The sequence below is a fragment of the Stenotrophomonas sp. SMYL8 genome, assembly GCF_036320065.1.
Classification (GTDB): Bacteria; Pseudomonadota; Gammaproteobacteria; order Xanthomonadales; family Xanthomonadaceae; genus Stenotrophomonas; species Stenotrophomonas maltophilia_A.
On record NZ_JAWIRR010000012.1, the window covers coordinates 7,960 to 12,329 of the forward strand.

Annotated in this window: 2 protein-coding genes and 1 riboswitch; of the genes, one reads left to right on the forward strand and one right to left on the reverse strand. The window is 67.3% G+C overall.

Annotated elements, in window-relative coordinates:
- Positions 1–86: 86 nt before the first annotated feature.
- Positions 87–2,603: a prolyl oligopeptidase family serine peptidase gene (locus V3B25_RS11340; RefSeq protein ID WP_329810684.1), complete on the reverse strand. Its 2,517-nt coding sequence runs from the start codon at positions 2,601–2,603 to the stop codon at positions 87–89.
- A gap of 120 nt (positions 2,604–2,723) precedes the next feature.
- A riboswitch (S-adenosyl-L-homocysteine riboswitch) is annotated at positions 2,724–2,807 on the forward strand.
- A gap of 36 nt (positions 2,808–2,843) precedes the next feature.
- Between V3B25_RS11340 and ahcY the strand changes: the two genes are divergently transcribed.
- Entirely contained in the window at positions 2,844–4,289 is a 1,446-nt protein-coding gene (ahcY, locus tag V3B25_RS11345; protein ID WP_014036003.1) for an adenosylhomocysteinase, read from the forward strand.
- Positions 4,290–4,370: the final 81 nt, after the last annotated feature.

Genomic DNA, 4,370 nt, shown 5'->3' on the forward strand with positions numbered 1-4,370 from the left:
ACCTCCCCGTGCGGGGGCCGGGTGCCTATGTGATTTTGGTTGCCCCGCGGGGCGCGCCCCCCCCCCCCCCCCACTACCGGGTCACGTCAGTGCTTCTTCTTCGCCTTGCCCTGCTCGGCCGGGCCGATGGTCTGCTCCAGCCAGCGCTCGCTTTCGGCCAGCATGGTCATGATCGACTCGCGTGCACGGTAGGCATGCGATTCGTTCGGCAGCATCACCAGACGCGCGGTACCACCCAGGCCCTTCACTGCGGCGAACATGCGCTCGCTCTGCATCGGGAACGTGCCGGAGTTGTTGTCGTCCACGCCGTGGATGAAGAGGATCGGATCCTTGATCCTGTCGGCGTAGTTGAACGGCGCCATCTTCTGGTAGACGTCCTGCGCCTGCCAGTAGTTGCGCTCCTCGGCCTGGAAGCCGAACGGCGTAAGCGTGCGGTTGTAGGCGCCGCTGCGCGCGATGCCCGCCTTGAACAGGCGCGTATGCGCCAGCAGGTTGGCGGTCATGAACGCACCGTAGGAATGGCCACCAATGGCGATGTGATCGCGATCGGTCACGCCACGGCGCACCACTTCATCCACGGCTGCCTGCGCGTTGGCCACCAGCTGCTCGATGTAGGTGTCGTTCGGCTCCTTGTCGCCTTCGCCGATGATCGGCATCGACGGGCTGGCCAGCACCACATAGCCCTTGGCCAGGAACGCCTGCGGGCCCCAGTAGCTGACCGCATTGAAGCGGTACGGCGAATCGGTCACCTGGCTGGCCGCAGCCGCACTCTTGAACTCGCCCGGGTAGGCCCACATCAGCAGCGGCCGCGGGCCGTCGCGCTTCGGGTCGTAGCCCGGCGGCAGCAGCAGGGTCGCGGTCAGGTCGACGCCATCCTTGCGCTTGTAGCGGATCTGCTCCTTCTGCACGCCCTTCAACTGCGGCAGCGGATGCGCGAAGTGGGTCAGCGCACGCGGCGCAGCACCGGCATCGGCCAGCGACTGCACGTAGAAGTTGGCCGGCTCATCCGGGCTCTCGCGGCTCAGCAGCAGCGAGCTGGCCTGGTTGTCCAGCAACGCCACCGGCAGCGCATAGCTCGGCGCCTGCGAGTGGAACAGGCGGGTGACCTTGCCCGTGGCAACGTCGAAGCGGTCCACGAACGGACGATCGCCTTCCGGCGATGCACCGGCACCGGCCAGATACAGGCTGCTGCCGTCGGCGCTGGTCTGCAGCAGCGAGCGCCCGCGGTCGTCGCTGGACAACAGCGGCCGGCCCGGATCGGAATAGCGGTCCTGCCCGTCGCGATCCCACAGCAGGCGCGGCTCGGCGCCGGCATTGTCCGGGGCGATCAGCCAGGTCCTGGTCTTGCGCGTCTTCCACCACGACTCGGTCAGCAGGGCCAGGTCGCCACGGCCCCAGTTGATGCCCACCAGACGGCTGCCGAGCTGGGCCAACGTGACCGGCGGCTTGTCGAACGGCGCAGCCTGCATCAGCACCGCATCGCGCACCTTGGCGTCCCTGTTCGGGTCGCCGCCGTCCTGGGCTTCGGCCCAGACCAGCGTGGCATCGGCATCACCACGCCAGCTGATATCGCGCACGCCGGTCACTTCAGCGTCGTTGCCGGTCGGCAAACCTTCCACCAGCGGACGCACGGCCACGGTGTGCACCAGCTTGCCGCTGGCACGGTCGATCACTTCAATGCGGCGCGGGAAACTGCTCACCGGCACCACGTAGGAATACGGCCGCTGCACCGGCTGGCGCAGCACGAAGCGGCCATCCGGCGACACCGCAAAGCCCATGAAGATGCCAGCTGCGCCGATCGCGCGGGTGTTGCCATCCAGGCTGACTTCCATCGGCTGGGTGGTGGCGTAGTAATCGAACTGGCGCGCGTCGGCCTCGTTCTTCAGCAGGTCCTGGTAGGTACGGATCGACACCACGCCGCCGCCCTGGCTGGTCTGCTGCACGGCCGGGCCGGTCGGAATGCCGTCGGCGGCCGGGGCCGCACCAAGGTTGGCCGGACGGGTGAACACCACCAGGCCGCGGCTGTCCGGCAGCCACTGGTAGCCACTGCCGATCACCGTGTTCAGGCCGGCGACCAGACGACGGGCGCTGCCGCCGGCCACATCCACCAGCCACAGTTCATTGGCGCCGCTGGCGGCGTCGACCTGGTTGAAGGCCAGCCACTTCTGGTCCGGCGACCACATCACGCTGGCGATCGACAGCGTGGCCGGCAGGCCGCTGATCTGCCGTTCCTTGCCGTCGGCCACGTTCATCAGCCACAGCTTCTCGCCGAAGCTGAAGCGGCTGTCGGAGAAGGTGCGCGGGTTGATGCGCAGGCCGGCCAGCTTCAGTTCCGGCTGCGCCACCACCTGGATCGACGGCAGCGACGGCATCTGCATCATCGCGGCGACATCGCGGCGTGGCGACAGGTACAGCGAGGGCGCGCGCGGCGCGTCCACCACCGCCTGCAGCGCCGCCGACGGCAGTTCGTAGCCGTTGACGCCCTGGGCCTGTACCTGGGCGGGCTGCGGGGACGCGGCCCAGGCCAGCGGAGCCACCGCCAGCAGTCCCATCGACAGGACCAGGCCGGTCCAGCGCCGTGTGCGGCGCGCGTGCATGCTCATCGTTCCACCTGTGTGATGCGTGAAAACACCGACCTTAACAGGCCGTGCACGTGATCCCACCTGCCGATGGTTGGGTCATCCGGATGTCACGCCGGGGCCGCGATATAATGGGGGTTCTCCCCTGCCGAGGGGCGCTGCGACCGGATCCCATGAGGCCCGGCCAGGCTCGGTAAGGTGGCTTTGTAACAACGGCGCCCGGCTAGATGCGAGCACCCGCTCGCCCACAACCGGAGCACACGAATGAACGCTGTTGCCAAGACCTTCTCCACCGAAGGTGATTACAAGATCCGCGACATCACGCTGGCCGACTGGGGCCGCAAGGAACTGGACATCGCCGAGCACGAAATGCCGGGCCTGATGTCGATCCGCCGCAAGTACCAGGCCGAGCTGCCGCTGAAGGGCGTGCGCGTGACCGGCTCGCTGCACATGACCATCCAGACCGCGGTGCTGATCGAGACCCTGAAGGACATCGGTGCCGACGTGCGCTGGGCCTCGTGCAACATCTTCTCGACCCAGGACCACGCCGCTGCCGCCATTGCCGCCACCGGCACCCCGGTGTTCGCCTGGAAGGGCGAGACCCTGGAAGAGTACTGGGACTGCACCCTGGACGCGCTGACCTTCACCCTGGCCGACGGCACCCTGACCGGCCCGGAGCTGGTGGTCGACGACGGTGGTGACGTCACCCTGCTGATCCACAAGGGCTACGAGCTGGAAAACGGCAGCGACTGGGTCAACACCGCCTCTGCCTCGCACGAAGAACAGGTCATCAAGAACCTGCTCAAGCGCGTCGCCAAGGAGCGCCCGGGTTACTGGGGCCGCGTGGTCAAGGACTGGAAGGGCGTCTCCGAAGAGACCACCACCGGCGTGCACCGCCTGTACCAGCTCGCCCAGGCCGGCACCCTGCTGATCCCGGCGATCAACGTCAACGACTCGGTCACCAAGAGCAAGTTCGACAACCTGTACGGCTGCCGCGAGTCGCTGGCCGATGGCCTGAAGCGTGCGATGGACGTGATGCTGGCCGGCAAGGTGGCCGTGGTCTGCGGCTACGGCGACGTCGGCAAGGGCTGTGCGGCCTCGCTGCGTGCCTACGGCGCGCGCGTCATCGTCACCGAGATCGACCCGATCTGCGCCCTGCAGGCGGCGATGGAAGGCTATGAAGTCAACACCATCGAATCGACCCTGGGCCGTGCCGACCTGTACGTCACCACCACCGGCAACAAGGACATCATCCGCATCGAGCACCTGAGCGCGATGAAGGACCAGGCCATCGTCTGCAACATCGGCCACTTCGACAACGAGATCCAGGTCGATGCGCTGGTGTCGTTCGCCGGCATCAAGCACGTCAACATCAAGCCGCAGGTGGACAAGTACATCTTCCCGAACGGCAACGCGATCTTCCTGCTGGCCGAAGGCCGCCTGGTGAACCTGGGCTGCGCCACCGGCCACCCGAGCTTCGTCATGTCCAACAGCTTCGCCAACCAGACCCTGGCACAGATCGACCTGTGGGCGAACAAGGACAGCTACGAGAAGAAGGTCTACCTGCTGCCGAAGAAGCTGGACGAAGAAGTGGCCCGCCTGCACCTGGAAAAGATCGGCGTGAAGCTGACCACCCTGAGCCAGGAACAGGCCGACTACATCGGCGTGCCGGTGGAAGGCCCGTTCAAGCCGGACCACTACCGCTACTGATGGCTGCGGGGGTGGGGGGCCCCGGCCGGCCCGACCCGGCCGGGAAAGCACGGGCGGGCGGCCGGGGGGGGCCCGGCGGGG